Below are 16,708 nucleotides of genomic sequence, written 5' to 3'. Positions count from 1 at the left end.
AACATTGCCGAGCTTATCCAAGCCCTTGGCGCTTGTGAATGGCAAGCGCGTGCGGCATGATCTTTTCCATGCGTATCGCCGTTTTTCTCTGTCTCTGTCTTTGCATGGCCTCACCGGCACTTGCACAAGTCGCCGTTTTCCCTGCACCATCAGGCAAGGCGGATGCGGAAACGCTGGTGGTTTATTCCTCGCTGGACGAACCGCTGGCCACGCCGATGATCGAGGGTTTCCAGAAGGCCAACCCCGATATCGCCGTCCATTACGAGGACATGCTGACCGGCGAAATCTATGATCGCATCGTGAAAGAAACCGATGCGGGCAAAAAGACCGCCGATTTCGCCTTTTCATCCGCCATGGATTTGCAGGTGAAGTTGAGCAATGACGGTTACGCCCAGCGCTCCGACCTTGCCATGAGCGCGCGCTGGCCCACCTGGGCCAACTGGCGCAACACCGCCTATGCGCTGACCTTCGAGCCGGCGGTGTTCGTGTATCACAAGCCGAGCTTTACCACCGAAAAGCCGCCCGCGACCCGTGCCGAATTCGTCGATTATCTTGAGCGCCACGCCAAGGAAGTGCATGGCCGCATCGCTACCTACGACATTGAGCGCTCCGGCGTCGGCTTCCTGTTCATGTCGCGCGATCAGGAGCAGTTCGGCGACATATGGAGCGTCATCAAGGCCATGGGCGCGGCCGGCGTGAAGGTCTATTCCACGTCATCCGCCATTCTGGAGCGTGTCTCCGACGGGCGCTTCGTGCTGGGCTACAATATTCTCGGTTCCTACGCGGCCGACTGGGCCTCGCGCCATCCCGATGTCGGTATCGTGCTGCCCAAGGACTATACCGTGGTCATGTCGCGCATCGGGCTGGTGCCGGAAGCCGCCGCCAATCCGGCGCTCGGCCGCCGCTATCTCGAATTCTTCATGTCCAAGGAGGGCCAGACGATCATGGCCCGGCAATTGCAGATCCCCGCCGTCAGCCCTGACGTGGCGGGCGAAAACACCGCCAACACCATGCAGGCGATCCACGGCGCACAATTGCGCCCCGTGCCCGTCAGCCCGGGCCTGATGGTCTATCTGGATCAGGTCAAGCGCAGCCGCCTGATCGAGCGTTGGAACGAGGCGCTACGCTCGCAATAGTAGACGGCAAGCACAAATTAATAGAGAGTAAATGCGCAAGGACTTGCGGTGCGTCAGTTAGATGACAGCTTTTTATGATGCTCTGCAATCCTTCTTCATTCCGTGGAGGCGGAAGAAGATGCGGGAGGAAATCTTGAGGACCGTAGAGCTCCGCGCTGCCCTGGCAGCGTCAGTATAAGCACGGCCTGAAACTCCCTTCCGCATAAACGAAAAACGACGCCCAAAAAGGGCATCCTGAGGAGGGTTTTCTAAGTGAAACATTTTCTTATCGGCACATTTCTGGCAGGCGTGATCGCGCTTCCGGCGGTCGCAGCGGACTACACCATCATCGCGCCGGCCAATCCCGGCGGCGGCTGGGACCAGACCGCTCGTTCCCTGCAGACCGTGCTGCAGGAAGAAGGCATTTCCAAGAGCGTTCAGGTGCAGAACGTGCCAGGTGCCGGCGGCACCATCGGTCTTGCACAGTTCGCCAGCCAGCAGAAGGGCAACCCGAACGCCCTCATCGTCGGCGGTTACGTGATGGTCGGCGCGATCCTCACCAACAAGGCGCCCGTCACCCTCAAGGAAGTGACGCCAATCGCCCGCCTGACCGGTGAATATGAAGCAATCGTCGTTCCGGCATCCTCGCCGCTGAAAACCATCGGCGACCTCGTCGACCAGCTCAAAAAAGATCCGGGCAGCGTGTCCTGGGGCGGCGGCTCGGCCGGCGGCACCGATCATATCGCTGTTGGCCTGATCGCCAAGGCGGCCGGCGTCGATCCGACCAAGATCAACTACATCGCCTATTCCGGCGGCGGCGAAGCGCTTGCCTCGATCCTCGGCTCGCAGGTCACTGCCGGCATTTCGAGCTACGGCGAATTCGAAAGCCAGGTCAAGGCGGGCACGTTGCGCCTGCTGGCCGTTTCCAGCGAAGAGAAGCTGGAAGGCGTTGACGCGCCGACGCTCAAGGAAAGCGGCCTCGACGTCGTCGTGCAGAACTGGCGCATGGTCGCTGCTCCTCCCGGCCTGACGCCGGAACAGGAAAAGGCCGTCAGCGCCGATATCGAGAAGCTGGCGAAATCCGCAAAGTGGCAGGAAACGCTGAAGACCAAGAGCTGGATGGATACTTATCTTTCCGGTGACGAGTTCAAGGCGCAGCTTGCCAAGGACACCGACGCCACTGCCGCCATCCTCAAAGAAATCGGACTGGTAAAATGAGCCAGGGTTCCAACCCTTCACAACATCAAGAGCGCCGCCCTGACTGGGCGGCGCTGGCGATCGCCGTAGCCCTCGTCCTTATCGCCTGCGTGATCTTCTGGGACAGTGCGCGTCTCGCCAGCGTCACCGGCTACTCGCCGGTCGGTCCGGCAACGGTCCCCTACGCCATCGCCTTCTGTCTTGTCGGCCTTGCGCTCTGGACGGCCATCGAAGCCTGGCGCGGTGATTTTCCTGAACGGGACAAACAGGAAGTCGCCCCGGTCATATGGGTCGTCGCCGGCCTTGCCGCGCAGATGCTGTTGCTGAACGTCGCCGGTTTCTCCATCGCCACCGGTCTCCTGTTTGCGTTTACGGCGCGCGCCTTCGGCAAACGCAAGCTCTGGTATTCGATCCCCATCGGCATCGCTCTGAGCTTCGTCATCTGGATCATCTTTGCGCGGCTGCTGCAGCTTTCTCTGCCTGCCGGGCCTCTGGAACGGCTGTTGTTCTAACAGCCATTCCGACCAAAATTCGAGATCACAGGAAACCGCCGGCGCGCGATGACGCAAACGCCAGCCGTTCCGCCCGCCCATCTGCTCGACTTGGGGGACATCTGTCCATGAGTACGTTTGAATTCCTGCTGCACGGTCTTGAGGTTGCTGCCCAACCCATGAACCTGCTCTATGCGCTGATCGGCGTGACACTCGGCACTGCCGTCGGCGTTCTGCCCGGCATCGGGCCGGCGCTGACGGTCGCTCTGCTTCTGCCCGTTACATACCGGCTTGATCCCGCCGGTTCGCTCATCATGTTCGCCGGCATCTATTATGGCGGCATGTATGGCGGATCGACCACCTCGATCCTGCTCAACACGCCTGGCGAAAGCGCATCGATCGTGACTGCGCTCGAAGGCAACAAGATGGCCCGTGCGGGCCGCGGCGGCCCGGCACTTGCCACCGCCGCCATCGGCTCCTTCGTCGCTGGTCTCATCGCCACAGTCGCTCTCGCCTTTGTTGCACCCTATATCGTCAAGCTGGCGCTGGTTTTCGGCCCGCGCGAATATTTCGCGCTGATGGTGCTCGCTTTTGTCACCGTCTCCTCGGCTTTCGGAGACTCGGCACTGCGCGGCCTTACCTCGCTGTTCATCGGCTTCGCGCTCGCCATCGTCGGTATCGACCAGTTGACCGGCCAGACCCGCATGAGCTTCGGCATTCCCGACCTTCTCGACGGCGTGGAAGTGACGACGCTTGCGGTGGCCATGTTCGCCATCGGCGAGACGCTGTTCATCGTTGCGCAGGGCCAGAGTGGCGACGAGAAGGTCGAAGCGGTCAAGGGTTCGGTCTGGATGAGTGCGCAGGACTGGGCGCGTTCCTGGAAACCCTGGTTGCGCGGCACATTGATCGGTTTCCCCATTGGCGCCATGCCTGCCGGTGGTGCTGAAATCGGCACCTTCCTTTCCTATGCCACCGAAAAGCGGCTCAGCAAACATCCGGAAGAATTCGGCCATGGCGCCATCGAAGGGGTTGCCGGTCCGGAAGCCGCCAACAATGCCTCCGCTGCCGGTACGCTCGTGCCCCTCCTGACGCTCGGCCTGCCGACGACGGCAACCGCTGCCATCATGCTTGCCGGTTTCCAGCAGTTCGGTCTTCAGCCTGGCCCGCTGCTGTTTGCCACCAATCCGCAGCTGGTCTGGGGCCTTATCGCCAGCCTGTTCATCGCCAACCTGATGCTGCTGGTGCTCAATCTGCCGCTCATCGGCCTGTGGGTGAAGCTGCTGACCATCCCGAAACCCTGGCTCTATGCCGGCATCCTGCTGTTTGCGACGCTCGGCACCATCGGCGCCAACCCGTCCGTGTTCGAACTCGGCATGCTGCTCGCCTTCGGTATCCTTGGTTACATCATGCGCATCTTCGGTTATCCGATCGCGCCCGCCGTGGTCGGCCTCATCCTCGGGCCGCTTGCCGAACAGCAGCTTCGCCGTGCACTCGCCATCGGCCAGGGCGACCCGACCGTGCTGCTCACCTCACCGATTGCCGTCGGCCTGTTCCTTGTCGCAGCCGCCGCCTTCATCGTCCCGCTCATCATGCGCATCCGCGGCCGCGGCGAGGTGCTGACGCAGCTTGCCGCCAACGAGGACTGATAACAAAAGCCTCCCAAGGCAACTGGCCCCGTCTCCTTCCGGATGCGGGGCCCTTTTTATTCACGGCAACGGGATGTGTGGCACAGGCACGGCCGTGATAGTATTCCTGTCCAACGCAGGAGAAAAACATGCGCAAGATCGCGATCATGCTGGTTCTGGGCCTTGCCGGCTGCGCCACCGCGGCACCCGACGTGCAACCCATTCCGGGCAGCATCACCTATGGCGGACAACCCCACACCAAATTGACCAAGTCACCCATCGGCAGCACGCTCAGCCACGAATTCGTCATGGGCGACGGCCGGCTGGCGATTGAAACCTACCGCATCCAGCCTGACCGGTCGCTGAAACTGGAAAGACGCGAGATCGTCGGCGACTGGCCGCCGAATTGAAAAAAGATACGGCCCCTGATGTGGCTCCGGGGTTTGCTTCCGGTGCCACACACATTTCCCGCTCACGGCAATTCAGAATTATTCTAAAACATATTTTTGATTTCCGCATACCTTGCCAATAAAGCTGACAGCGAACATCAAGTTACGCCTGCGGGATCCGCTTCCGCAGGGTCAAGAACCATATTGCAAGGGACATATCCGTGGCCATCAACTTCACCTTCCCCGTTCGGCTGCTGGCAGCAGCGGCCTTCAGCCTTGGCGCGTTGACCGCAGGCGCTGAGGAAATGACGATCAAGCACGCGCAGGGCGAGACCGTTCTGAAAGCCGCGCCGAAAAAGGTTCTGGTTCTGGATATCCCCTCGCTCGACAATCTCGATGCGATGGGCGTCGAGCCAGCTGGTGTCCTTGGTTCCAACCTGCCGACCTATCTCCAGAAATATGCCGATGGCAAATATCTGAAGGTCGGCACGCTGTTCGAACCCGATTACGAGGCGATCAATGCGGCAGAAGCCGATCTCGTCATCGTCGGCGGCCGTTCGCGGGCGAAATATCCCGATGTTGCGAAGATCACGCCCGCCATCGACATGTCGATCGATTCCAAGGAATTCATCGCGAGCGTCAAAGCCAATATCACCAAGCTCGGCGATATCTTCGGCAAGCATGAAGAAGCAAAGAAGCTCGACGCCTCCATTGACGAGAAGGTCGCAAAGCTGAAGGCCATCGCGCCGAATTCCGGCACGGCGATGATCCTCGTCACCAATGCCGGCAAGGTCGGTGTTTACGGCCCAAGCTCGCGCACCGGCTGGCTGCACACGGAAATCGGCTTCAAGCCGGTCGCTCCTGATATCGATGACCGCTTCGACCGGGGCGATGTCGTGTCCTTCGAATATCTGGCCGAGGTCAATCCCGAATGGCTGTTCGTGATAGACCGCGATGCCGGCATCGGCCGCGCAACGGACCCAGGCAAGGCCGCCGCCCAGGTGCTGGACAACGAACTGATCCACCAGACCAACGCCTGGAAGAAAAAGCAGATCGTCTATCTCGACCCGCAGGCGGCCTATATCGTCAGCAGCGGTTATACGGCGCTCACCACCTTGCTTGATCAGGTCTACGAGGCCGTGTCCGAGAAGAAGTCGTAAAAACTGCCTTCGCGACGTCATCCCCGGGCTTCTCCCGAGGATGACGAAGGAGAGGTTCAGTCCTCCGGGCAATCTGCGAGGTCGAAGCGAGCCATCACCATTTTCGAAAAACCACTGACGTGAAATCCCTGTCCCTCATCCTCGCCCTCCTTCTGGCGCTGACACTCGCCATCGTCAGCCTGTTCGTCGGTGTGAGCAACGTCTCGCTGGCGACGCTTTTTGCGCCGGATACGAGCGCGGATGCACTGCGCGTGCTCCTCGTCAGCCGCATTCCGCGCACGCTGGCGCTCATACTGGCGGGAAGCTCGATGGCGATTGCCGGTCTCATCATGCAGATGCTGGTGCGCAACCGCTTCGTGGAGCCTTCGACGGCTGGCACCACCGAATCCGCCGGCCTTGGCCTGCTCACCGTCACCCTGCTTGCCCCGGAAACGCCGATCTTCGGCAAGATGTTGGTGGCCGCCGCTTTCGCGCTGGCGGGAACCGCACTTTTCCTGCGTATTCTACGGCAGGTGCCACTGCGCGATGTGCTGCTGGTGCCGCTGATCGGCATCATGCTGGGCGGCGTCATTTCTGCCGTCACCACTTTCTTCGCCTATCGTTTCGATCTGCTGCAATCGCTCGGCGCGTGGATGACCGGGGATTTTTCCGGCGTGCTGCGTGGCCGCTATGAATTGCTGTGGATCGGCTTCGTTTTCGCCATCGCCGCCTATCTCGCCGCCGACCGTTTCACGGTGGCAGGCATGGGGCGCGACTTCACCACCAATCTCGGACTGAACTATCGCCGGGTGATGGCGCTCGGCCTCACCATCGTCTCGCTGGTCAGTGCCGTCGTCGTCGTCACGGTGGGTATGATCCCCTTTCTCGGCCTGATTGTGCCGAATGTGGTCAGCCTGATGATCGGCGACAATATGCGCCGTTCCGTGCCCTGGGTGGCGACGCTTGGCGCGGTCTTCGTTCTTGCCTGCGACATCATCGGCAGAACGGTGCGCGCGCCCTATGAGATACCGATCGGAACCGTGGTCGGCGTCATCGGCAGCGCGCTGTTCCTCTATCTCCTGCTCCGGAAACGCCACCATGCATGAGAGACATCCCGACCGGCGCGCGAAACTCGTGCTGCTGATGCTTCTCGCACTGGCGCTCATCTCCATGGCTGCCTTCATGACGCTCGGTGCAAAGGGCAGTTGGAGCTTCATCCTGCCGTTTCGCGGCATCAAGCTTCTGTCGCTGCTGTTGGTGGCCTATGCCATCGCCGTTTCGACGGTATTGTTCCAGACGGTCACCAACAACCGCATTCTCACCCCTTCGGTGATGGGTTTCGATTCGCTCTATGTGCTGGTGCAGACGGCGCTGATCTTCGTGTTTGGCTCGGCAACCGTGGTGATGATCGATCCGCAGCTGAAGTTTCTTGCCGAAACCTCGCTGCTCGTCACCTTCTCCGCCCTGCTCTACCGCTGGCTTTTCGTCGGCGCGGAACGCAGCCTGCATCTTCTGGTGCTGGTCGGCATCGTCTTCGGCGTGTTCTTTCGCAGCCTCTCGGGCTTCATGCAGCGCGTACTGGACCCCAATGAATATGCGGTGCTGCAGGATGTGCTGTTCGCCAGCTTCAATTCCATCGATCCCACCCTTCTTGCGGTATCAGCCATCATCGTCGGCGTGGTGACGATTATCGGGTTGCGGCTCCTGCACACGCTCGACGTCCTTTCGCTCGGCCGCGCAACGGCCATCAGCCTTGGCGTGGACTACAAGCGAACGGTGACGATCATCCTCGTGCTGGTCTCCGTTCTCGTTGCCGTTTCCACCGCACTCGTCGGCCCCGTCATGTTCTTCGGGCTGCTGGTTGCGGCGCTGGCCCATTATCTCACAGGCAACGGCAAACATGCCTATGTGCTGCCGGCTGCAATCCTCATCGCCATCATCTGCCTGGTCGGCGGTCAGGTGGTGCTGGAGCGGATCTTCGCCTTCAACACGGCGCTTTCCATCATCATCGAATTTCTGGGCGGCATCGTCTTTATCGGTCTTATTCTCAAGCGGGGTGCGCGATGATCATCGCCAGTCAGATCAGCAAATCCTATGGCGACACGGTTGTTGTCGATGGCGTCTCCATCGCCATTCCGGCAGGCGGCGTCACCTCCATCATCGGGCCGAACGGGGCGGGAAAATCCACGCTGCTCTCCATCGTGGCACGGCTGATGTCCATGGATGCGGGAACCGTGACGGTGGACGGGCTGGATGTGACCAAGACCCCTTCCGACACGCTGGCAAAACGGCTCTCGATCCTCAGGCAAGACAACCACATCTCGTCACGCCTGACGGTGCGCGATCTCGTCGGTTTTGGACGTTATCCCTATTCCAAGGGCCGTCCCACCATCGAGGACAAGGTCCATATCGACCGGGCGCTGGAATATCTCCATCTCGAAAGCCTTTCCGGCCGCTTTCTCGACGAGCTTTCCGGCGGCCAGCGTCAGCGCGCCTTCGTGGCCATGGTTCTGTGTCAGGACACGGACTATGTGCTCCTGGACGAGCCGCTCAACAATCTCGACATGAAACACGCCTCAAGCATGATGAAGATCATGCGCCGCGCCGCCGACGAGCTGAAGAAGACCGTGGTTCTGGTGCTGCACGACATCAACTTCGCCTCCTGGTACTCCGACACCATCATCGCCATGCGTGATGGCCGAATCTGCCGCCAGGGACCGGCGGAACAGATTATCCGTCCGGAGGTTCTGCGGGAAATCTACGACATGACCATCAGTGTCAACGACATAGACGGTCGACGCATCTGTCTGTTTTATGAGTGAGATACGACGATTGCAGAGGTTTTTTGCCATTGCCGTCCGAGCGACGGAACAGGGCAACCGGCCAGGGCGTTAATCGGGGGAGATTTTGCCAAACGGCATTCCGTCCGCAACGTCAGGAGACATCGATGAAGACGCACAAGACGAAGAACGACCTGCCTTCCAACGCCAAATCAACGGTGATGGGTATTCTGAACGAATCGCTCGCTTCGGTGATCGACCTTGCACTGGTGACCAAGCAGGCGCACTGGAACCTGAAAGGCCCTCAATTCATCGCCGTGCACGAACTTCTCGACACCTTCCGCGCCCAGCTCGACAATCACGGCGATACCATTGCCGAACGTGTGGTGCAGCTTGGCGGCACGGCGCTCGGTAGCCTGCAATCCGTCTCTTCGACGACCAAGCTCAAGGCCTATCCGACCGATATCTACAAGATCCACGATCATTTGGACGAACTGATCGCCCGTTATGGCGACGTGGCCAACATGATCCGCAAGGCTATCGATGATTCCGACGAGGCCGGCGACCCGACGACAGCGGATATCTTCACCGCCGCCTCGCGCGATCTCGACAAGGCGCTGTGGTTCCTCGAGGCGCACGTTCAGGAAAAGAGCTGAGCCGCAACGCGGCTACTGCCACCACACACACGAAAGCGCCCGAGATGCCCGGGCGCTTTTTTTATGAAATGGCGCAATCAGTGCCGACGTAAAACCGCAAGACCGATGTCGCGCAACATCTCATGATCGAGAATGCCGCGCTGGGCGCTACGGATCAAAACCGCCGCGCACTCGTTGGCGACGTGGCTACAGCGATCTTGAAGGCACTCGAAACATACGCCGTCGAAAATATTCTGCAGATCGGTGATCTGCTGGGGCGACAATTGTGCGCCGACTCTTTCAAAAGCTGCATACGACAAGGCTCATCCTCCCGATGATGACATGCCAAGTATCGTTTCTTTTTTTGTGGACATGAAATTTGTACACCCGAACGAATCACTTGTCGAATCAGATTTTAACCAAATGTAAACAGGTTATTTTTTGGCCATCCGGCCGGTTGTGTGCTTTTACAACCCAAATAAAGGCCAGCCGAAACAATACCTTCGCCCCCAACACACTTTTTTACGACGCATCGGCCCGGCCGTTTTGAATAAACCCACAGGCCAGACGGATTTCCACCGAAACCGCAAAAGAAACTGTTGCATTCCAAAAACGATTGAGCGATATAGCACCCGTCGCCACGCTTTGGCGGCCCGCGGTCCAGCGAACTACCCCGGACCAGCGGTTTTTGAGCGGGTGTAGCTCAGGGGTAGAGCACAACCTTGCCAAGGTTGGGGTCGAGGGTTCAAATCCCTTCGCCCGCTCCAGTTTTCCCTGGAAAACGTCGGGATTGTCAAAGCGCTTACGGGCACCGCCCTGATTTTGCCGCCGGTCCCAGATAGCTCCCCTTCAACCGAAGCCTACCCGCATGTTCTGGGCCGATCTCACGCCCAACCATGGTCCCGTGCCCTAGACACCGAACTTATTCGCTTCGAGAAGGCGTTTGCGGACGCGCAAGACATGACAGCCGATTTGAGATGCCCATTAGAATTATTCAGTATTAAATACTATTATTATTTAATATAATGGTACAGTATCTTATTATAAGATACGTAATTACTAATAATACATAATTATTTCTTAAATTTATAAGTATAATCGTCATCGGAAAATCGCATGATGCCGAAATATGACCCATGAAGGGCTCGATTTTATTGTGGGAGCCATAACGATGAGAAATATTCCCGTTGTCGGAAAGTTTTTGACGGTATTTGCGCTATTCGGCGTATGTGCAATCCTGATTGCGGCCTACTCCGCCATACAGATCAAATCGATCGATGGAAGTTATAGTGATCTTATTGCTCGTGACAGCGCAGCGGCCTTGAATTTGGCGCTCGCGAACAAGGAACTGCTGAACGGGCGTGCGGCTCTGGCCGATATGATGATCGCCTTTACGGAACAGGGTAATGCCGCTGCCGAAGCTGAGGTGAAGGCCACACGCGACAAGTTCATGGTATCGATGGATGGAGCCATCGCCAATATCCCCGAAGACAACCGCCTGCGCGTACTCAAGGACGACGTGACGACGCTCTATAACGTGACGTGCAAGAACGCCTGGCACCTGGGCCGAACCGCATCAACCGTGGATGAGGCACTTGCGTCGCAAAAAGCGTTTGGCACCGAGTGCCAGCCAGTCTTTGCCAAGATCGGCGCGAAACTTACACAGATAGCCACTGATATTTCGAACCGTAGCGCCAAGCAGAGCGATGATCTGAGCGACATAAGCCAACGGACTGCACTGATTACCGTCGCGGCGGTCGTCCTCGGCTTCATCACCGTCGTCGTCATCGGATATTTCGCGATCAGCAGCTGGCTTGTCACGCCGATCCGGGGTCTTGTCGGCACGATGCAAACGCTTGCGGAGGGTAACCTGTCCGTCAAGGTCGAGGGAACGGACCGGCGCGACGAGGTCGGCACGATGGCAAAGGCCGTTGAGGTCTTCAAGGATAACGAATTGAAGGCCCGCCGGCTGGAAGCGGATGCGGCGCAGGTGCGTAACCAGTCCGAGGCAGAGCGTCAAAGAACCGCCGAAATTGATCGCAGGCGCGCCGCCGAAATGGCGGAAGCGACCAGCGGCCTTGCCGAAGGTCTGAAGCATATGGCCAATGGCGACCTGTCCTACCAGCTGAAAACGCCTTTCTCCGCAGAATTCGAAAGCCTGCGTGCGGACTTCAATATCGCCGTAAACCAGCTTAGCAAAACACTACTGTCCGTTGCCGATGTCACGGCCACGATCGACAACGGCTCTCGCGAGTTGAGTTCGAGTGCGAGCGACCTGTCGCAACGCACGGAAACCCAAGCCGCATCGCTGGAAGAAACAGCCGCAGCGCTCGACCAGATAACCAGCAACGTCAGCAATTCGACCAAACGGACTGAGGAGGCCCGGATCGTGGCGGTCGAGGCCAACAGATCCGCGCAGACATCCGGTCAGGTCGTGGCAACTGCGGTCGATGCCATGAAGCGCATAGAAAGCTCTTCAAGCCAGATTTCCAACATCATAGGCGTCATCGACGAGATTGCCTTCCAGACCAATCTTCTGGCACTCAACGCCGGCGTCGAGGCGGCCCGTGCGGGCGAGGCAGGCAAGGGCTTTGCGGTTGTGGCACAGGAAGTGCGTGAACTGGCCCAGCGCTCGGCGCAAGCGGCCAAGGAAATCAAGGAGCTTATCCGCAACTCCGCCGACGAAGTGCAGAACGGCGTGAAACTCGTGACCGCAACCGGCGACGCCCTGAAGATCATTGAAAGTCACGTCATCGCCATCAATGCACAACTCGACGCCATCGCGACATCCGCAAGGGAACAATCGGTCGGGTTGGCCGAGGTCAACAGCGCGGTAAACCAGATGGACCAGGTCACGCAGCACAATGCCGCGATGGTCGAAAGGGCGACGGCCTCCAGCGCATCGCTTGCCGGTGATGCCGAAAAACTCCGCCAGATCGTCGGCCAGTTCAAGCTGGATGGCGCAATGGCCAGCACCAGCACGGCTCGATCCGCATATAAGCCTTCAGCGCCGGTGCGCGTTGCGGACAACGCACAGCCGAGACCATCTCCTGCGCGTCGCATGATCGGCCAGGTGGCCGCAGCGCTCGGCGTATCCACGGCCTCGAAAGATCAGACTTGGGGCGAATTCTGATCCACTCTCTCAGAAGACACCCGGATAGCTTATCCGGGTGTCTTAAGGTTATCTATATCAGTGAAAACCGCTCCTCCGTCATGCCGGCTAGACCCGGGTGACGGCACCAGGAGGAATTCCACCCACACCCGTTGGCAACTGTCAGGCAGCCGCGTCCCATACCGGTGCAAGCCCGTCCGGCGAGACGATACGGCCATCCGGTCGAGCAAGAGCACGGATCGCATCCGTCTCAGCGACCGACAGCGTGAAATCGAAGATCGCAAGGTTTTCGTCAACACGGGCTTCGCTCACCGTCTTCGAAAGCGCAATCACACCCTGCTGCTGCACGAGCCAGCGCAGCACCACCTGCGCCACCGACTTGCCCCGGCTTGCGGCGATGTCCTTTAGAACCGGATCGGCAAAAACCTTGCCGTCGGCCATACCGTAATAACCCGTCACCGACATGCCGGCAGCCTTGGCCGCCGCGATCACCATATCCTGATCGATATAGGGATGGTATTCGATCTGATTGGTGACGATCGGTGCCTTTGACAAACTGACCGCCTCATCCATCAGCGCCGTACTGAAGTTGGACACGCCGATATGGCGAACCTTGCCGGCGTCGCGAACAGCGTTCAGCACGCCGATCTGCTCGGCCAGCGTTACCGCTTCGTTCGGCCAGTGCAGAAGCAGGAGATCGACATAATCGGTCTTCAGTTTTTTCAGGCTCTCATCGACGGAGGCAAGAAAGGCATCGTGCCTGTAGTTCTCCACCCAGACCTTGGTGGTCAGGAAGATATCGCTGCGTGCCACGCCGGAACCGGCAATGGCTTCGCCGACTTCGGCCTCATTACCGTAAATCTGTGCGGTATCGATATGGCGAAAGCCGGCCTTCAGGGCATGCGGAACGATCCGAAGAACATCGGGGCCGGGAATACGGAAGGTACCGAAGCCAAGCACCGGGATCGATGCGCCGTTGGCGGTGACATCAAACATATATTTTCTCCTTTTAGGGTACGCCCGGCCAGCCCTTAGGCAGTGGCCGGGATTTATATGAAAAACTCAGGCAGTCTTCAGCGAGAGCGAGGCGCGACGGTCGAGTGCACTGCTCCAGAGGGTCAGAATGAGGGCAATAGCGACAAGGATGGCGCCGACCCATGGGGTTGCGGCAAGGCCCATCGGCGATTCCACCACCAGACCGCCAAGCCACGCACCAATCGCGATGCCGAGATTGAAGGCGGCGATATTGAGCGCCGAGGCGACATCGACAGCGCCGGGGCGGTGTTCCTTGGCCAGCTGCACCACATAAAGCTGCAGGCCGGGAACGTTGGCAAAGGACAGGAAGCCGAGCGCCACCAGCGTGATCAGGGTCAGAACCGGCGAAACGGCGGTGAAGGAAAAGACCAGAAGCACGATGGCTTGTGCCAGAAAGAGGCCGATCAACGCCTTGACCGGATTGTGGTTGGCGATTTTGCCGCCACCGATGTTACCGGCGGCAATGGCGATGCCGTAGAGCACAAGGATCAGGCCGACGCTCTTTTCGGAGAAGCCCGTGACGTCCTGAAGGATCGGCGCCAGAAAGGTGAAGGCGACGAAGGTGCCGCCGTAACCAAGTGCGGTCATGGCGAAAACGATGAGCAGTCGGCCGGAACCCAGCACCCGCACCTGATCGAGAAGGCTGGCGGGCGGCGCTTTCTTCAGCGTTCCCGGCAACAGGGCCGCGATACCGGCAAAGGCGATGACACCAAGACCTGCAACCGCCCAGAAGGTGGCGCGCCAGCCAAAAATCTGCCCGATATAGGTACCGATCGGCACGCCGGTGACGATGGCGACGGTCAAACCCATGAACATCATGGCAATCGCCGAGCCACGGCGGTTTTCCGGCACGAGATCGGCGGCGATGGTGGCGCCAACGGAGAAGAACACGCCATGGGCGAAGGCGGAAAGCACCCGCGCGACCAGAAGCGTCTCATAGCTTGGCGACACGGCGGCTGCGACATTACCGACGACGAACAGCGCCATCAGACCCAGCAGCAGCGGCTTTCTTTCGATCTTGCCGGTCAGCGCAGTCAGGATCGGCGCACCGAAAGTGACACCCAGCGCGTAAACGCTGACGATAAGGCCGGCAAGCGGCAGGGTAATGTGGAGATCTGCGGCGACCGTCGGCAAAAGACCGACGATGACAAACTCCGTGGTTCCGATCGCGTAAGCCGCGATCGTCAAGGCAAATATGGCCAATGGCATGACGAGTACCTCTTCGCCCGGAGCGGGATCGCGGGCGTTATGGACAGCGGGTACTGTCCGGTTGGATCAACTGTGTGATTGCAATATGGGCGAAGGGGACTTGCTTGATAATCAGCAAGATTGGATAAAGGCCTTTGAATTAATTTCACAAGTGGTGCAGCGATGGACAACAGGGCCGGAGAAATGGAAGTCTTCGTCGCGGCAGCCGAGCTGGGGAGTTTTTCCGCAGCCGGGCGCAGGCTCAAGCTTTCACCCTCGGCGGTGAGCAAACTTGTCACCCGCATTGAAGACCGCCTCGGTACCCGCCTTCTCGCTCGCTCCACCCGCGTGGTGACGCTGACGCCGGAGGGGGAAATCTATCTTTCTCGGGCAAGGCGCATTCTGGCCGACATCGCCGATACGGAGCAGATCGTAGCAGGCGGCGGCAAGGTGGTGCCGCGGGGGCTATTGCGTGTCAACGCCACGCTGGGCTTCGGCGAAAGGTATCTTCTGCCGCTCGCACCGGAGTTTTTATCTCTTTATCCGGAAATCGAGCTGGATATCTCGCTGACCGACGGCGTCATCAGCCTGATCGAGGAGCGCACCGACATAGCGATACGATCCGGCGGGATGGCGGATTCGTCCCTCAAGGCAAGAAAGCTGAAAGAGGTCCGACGGATCATCGTCGCCTCCCCTGCCTATATCGAAAAACATGGCATGCCGGAAAAGCCGCAGGATCTGGCCCAACACAATTGCATCAGCTTCAATTTCAGTCGCAGCCTCAACGAATGGCCTTTCCGTGATCCCGGCACGACTGAAGTCTACCGCCTTCCCGTGACCGGCAACGCCTCGGTCAACAGCGGCATGGCAATGCGTAGGCTGTGCCTGACGGGCCTTGGGCTGGGAAGGGTCGGAGAGTTTCATGTCGAGCCGGATATCGAGGCCGGTCTGCTCGTGCCGGTGCTGGAGGATTACAATCCGGGCGACATGGAGGTGATCCACGCCGTTTATGCCGGACATGATCACCTGGCCGCCCGCGTACGCGCCTTTATCGATTTTGTCGCGGCAAAGGTCGGGCGGTGACTAGCCGCCTCAGACGAGGCTGTGAACCATCTTCGCCAGCCAGTCCACGAAAACACGGACCTTGTTGGTGACGTGCCTCGTCTGTGGGTAGACCACATAGATCGGCATCGGTTCGCGCCGCCATTCCGGCAGAACCGGCACAAGCTCGCCACGCGCAAGCGCGTCCTTGACCATGAAAACGGGCAGCTGCACCATGCCCATGCCCGCCAGCGCGGCGTTGAGATAGGTGCGGCTGTCATTCACCGACACGACATAGTTGGGCGTAATCTCGACGCTGCGAAGCCCGTTGTCGAATGAGATCGGCATGATCTGGCCCGTGGTGGCATTGAAATATCCCACGGAATGATGTCCGTTTTCGAGATCTTCCGGCTGTTGCGGCATGCCGAAACTCTCGATGTACAGGGGAGAGGCGAAGGTTTCGAATTTCAGCTCGCCGACCTTGCGCGCTATAAGGGATTGATCCCGCAAGGTGCCGACCCGCAGCGCGCAATCGACATTCTCCGCGATATAATCGACCAGACGGTCGCCGACGCCGAGATCGAGCCGGATTTGCGGATAGCGCTGGTAAAATTCGCAAAGATGTGGAATAACCACGAGGTCCGCGAAGACACCGGCCATTTCCACCCGCAACCGGCCAGACGGCTGCACCTGCGCGCTGGACATGCTGCCATCAAGCTCTTCGATTTCCGACAGAATCTGCGAGGCCCGCTCATAATAGAGAGCGCCGTCCGTCGTCAGCATCACCCGCCGCGTTGTGCGGTTGAGAAGCGTGGTATGTAAATGCGCCTCCAGCGCCTGGACCATGTTGGTGACGGTGGTTTTGGGCATGTTCAGCGCGGTCGCGGCGCGGCTGAAATTGCCGGTTTCGACGACGCGAGTGAATACCCGCATGGCGGAAAGCTGATCCATGTCGCTATTA

General features: G+C 59.2%; 16 protein-coding genes and 1 tRNA gene. 13 read left to right on the top strand and 4 right to left on the bottom strand.

Annotation, left to right across the window (positions count from 1 at the left end; translation table 11 throughout):
• Nucleotides 1–56: 56 nt before the first annotated feature.
• The 10 genes from J5276_RS01905 (at nt 57) to dps (ending at nt 9,392) form a co-directional block, all read left to right on the top strand.
• Nucleotides 57–1,136, top strand: coding sequence for an ABC transporter substrate-binding protein (locus J5276_RS01905; protein ID WP_019565081.1), 1,080 nt, complete (start codon nt 57–59; stop codon nt 1,134–1,136).
• Between the two features lie 252 nt (nt 1,137–1,388).
• Nucleotides 1,389–2,333, top strand: a complete 945-nt coding sequence (locus tag J5276_RS01900) for a tripartite tricarboxylate transporter substrate binding protein (RefSeq protein WP_003514032.1) — start codon at nt 1,389–1,391, stop codon at nt 2,331–2,333.
• Nucleotides 2,330–2,824 (top strand): tripartite tricarboxylate transporter TctB family protein, encoded by a 495-nt coding sequence (locus tag J5276_RS01895; protein ID WP_013636754.1) that lies wholly within the window; start codon nt 2,330–2,332, stop codon nt 2,822–2,824. The genes J5276_RS01900 and J5276_RS01895 overlap by 4 nt, the downstream gene beginning before the upstream one ends.
• A gap of 107 nt (nt 2,825–2,931) precedes the next feature.
• Nucleotides 2,932–4,449: a tripartite tricarboxylate transporter permease gene (locus J5276_RS01890; RefSeq protein ID WP_003514036.1), complete on the top strand. Its 1,518-nt coding sequence runs from the start codon at nt 2,932–2,934 to the stop codon at nt 4,447–4,449.
• Between the two features lie 128 nt (nt 4,450–4,577).
• On the top strand, nt 4,578–4,838 hold the full coding sequence (locus tag J5276_RS01885; RefSeq protein ID WP_003514037.1) for a hypothetical protein: 261 nt from the start codon (nt 4,578–4,580) through the stop codon (nt 4,836–4,838).
• A gap of 200 nt (nt 4,839–5,038) precedes the next feature.
• Nucleotides 5,039–5,977, top strand: coding sequence for a siderophore ABC transporter substrate-binding protein (locus J5276_RS01880; RefSeq protein WP_112154320.1), 939 nt, complete (start codon nt 5,039–5,041; stop codon nt 5,975–5,977).
• A 119-nt stretch (nt 5,978–6,096) separates the two neighbouring features.
• Entirely contained in the window at nt 6,097–7,062 is a 966-nt protein-coding gene (locus J5276_RS01875) for an ABC transporter permease (RefSeq protein ID WP_013636757.1), read from the top strand.
• Nucleotides 7,055–8,023 carry an iron chelate uptake ABC transporter family permease subunit gene (locus tag J5276_RS01870; protein WP_112154321.1) on the top strand — a complete coding sequence of 323 codons (969 nt, stop codon included), beginning with the start codon at nt 7,055–7,057 and terminating at the stop codon, nt 8,021–8,023. The genes J5276_RS01875 and J5276_RS01870 overlap by 8 nt, the downstream gene beginning before the upstream one ends.
• Nucleotides 8,020–8,778 carry an ABC transporter ATP-binding protein gene (locus J5276_RS01865; protein WP_112154322.1) on the top strand — a complete coding sequence of 253 codons (759 nt, stop codon included), beginning with the start codon at nt 8,020–8,022 and terminating at the stop codon, nt 8,776–8,778. The genes J5276_RS01870 and J5276_RS01865 overlap by 4 nt, the downstream gene beginning before the upstream one ends.
• A 125-nt stretch (nt 8,779–8,903) precedes the next feature.
• On the top strand, nt 8,904–9,392 hold the full coding sequence (gene dps / locus J5276_RS01860; RefSeq protein WP_003514046.1) for a DNA starvation/stationary phase protection protein Dps: 489 nt from the start codon (nt 8,904–8,906) through the stop codon (nt 9,390–9,392).
• Between the two features lie 77 nt (nt 9,393–9,469).
• On the opposite strand, the gene J5276_RS01855 is transcribed toward dps, so the two are convergent.
• Complete coding sequence (locus tag J5276_RS01855) at nt 9,470–9,691, bottom strand: hypothetical protein (RefSeq protein WP_013636760.1); 222 nt, start codon at nt 9,689–9,691, stop codon at nt 9,470–9,472.
• A 372-nt stretch (nt 9,692–10,063) separates the two neighbouring features.
• Between J5276_RS01855 and J5276_RS01850 the strand changes: the two genes are divergently transcribed.
• Nucleotides 10,064–10,138, top strand: a tRNA-Gly gene (locus tag J5276_RS01850).
• Between the two features lie 404 nt (nt 10,139–10,542).
• Nucleotides 10,543–12,504: a methyl-accepting chemotaxis protein gene (locus J5276_RS01845; RefSeq protein ID WP_174005748.1), complete on the top strand. Its 1,962-nt coding sequence runs from the start codon at nt 10,543–10,545 to the stop codon at nt 12,502–12,504.
• Nucleotides 12,505–12,645: 141 nt separating this feature from the next.
• Here J5276_RS01845 and J5276_RS01840 read toward each other — a convergent pair whose 3' ends face one another.
• Both J5276_RS01840 and J5276_RS01835 read right to left on the bottom strand, forming a co-directional pair.
• Nucleotides 12,646–13,479, bottom strand: coding sequence for an aldo/keto reductase (locus tag J5276_RS01840; protein ID WP_112154324.1), 834 nt, complete (start codon nt 13,477–13,479; stop codon nt 12,646–12,648).
• 66 nt (nt 13,480–13,545) lie between these two features.
• Nucleotides 13,546–14,727 carry an MFS transporter gene (locus tag J5276_RS01835; protein ID WP_013636763.1) on the bottom strand — a complete coding sequence of 394 codons (1,182 nt, stop codon included), beginning with the start codon at nt 14,725–14,727 and terminating at the stop codon, nt 13,546–13,548.
• Nucleotides 14,728–14,889: 162 nt separating this feature from the next.
• On the opposite strand from J5276_RS01835, the gene J5276_RS01830 reads away from it, so the two are divergent.
• The gene (locus J5276_RS01830; protein WP_013636764.1) at nt 14,890–15,789 is read left to right on the top strand and encodes a LysR family transcriptional regulator; all 900 of its coding nucleotides are present in this window, start codon (nt 14,890–14,892) and stop codon (nt 15,787–15,789) included.
• Nucleotides 15,790–15,798: 9 nt separating this feature from the next.
• On the opposite strand, the gene J5276_RS01825 is transcribed toward J5276_RS01830, so the two are convergent.
• Complete coding sequence (locus J5276_RS01825) at nt 15,799–16,698, bottom strand: LysR family transcriptional regulator (RefSeq protein ID WP_003514057.1); 900 nt, start codon at nt 16,696–16,698, stop codon at nt 15,799–15,801.
• Nucleotides 16,699–16,708 lie beyond the last annotated feature (10 nt).

Origin of the sequence: Agrobacterium sp. S7/73 (assembly GCF_019355535.1) — a bacterium.
In the GTDB taxonomy this organism is placed as follows: Bacteria; Pseudomonadota; Alphaproteobacteria; order Rhizobiales; family Rhizobiaceae; genus Agrobacterium; species Agrobacterium tumefaciens.
The sequence above is the reverse complement of the archived record's forward strand: the minus strand, read 5'-3'. Positions and strand labels throughout refer to the sequence as shown.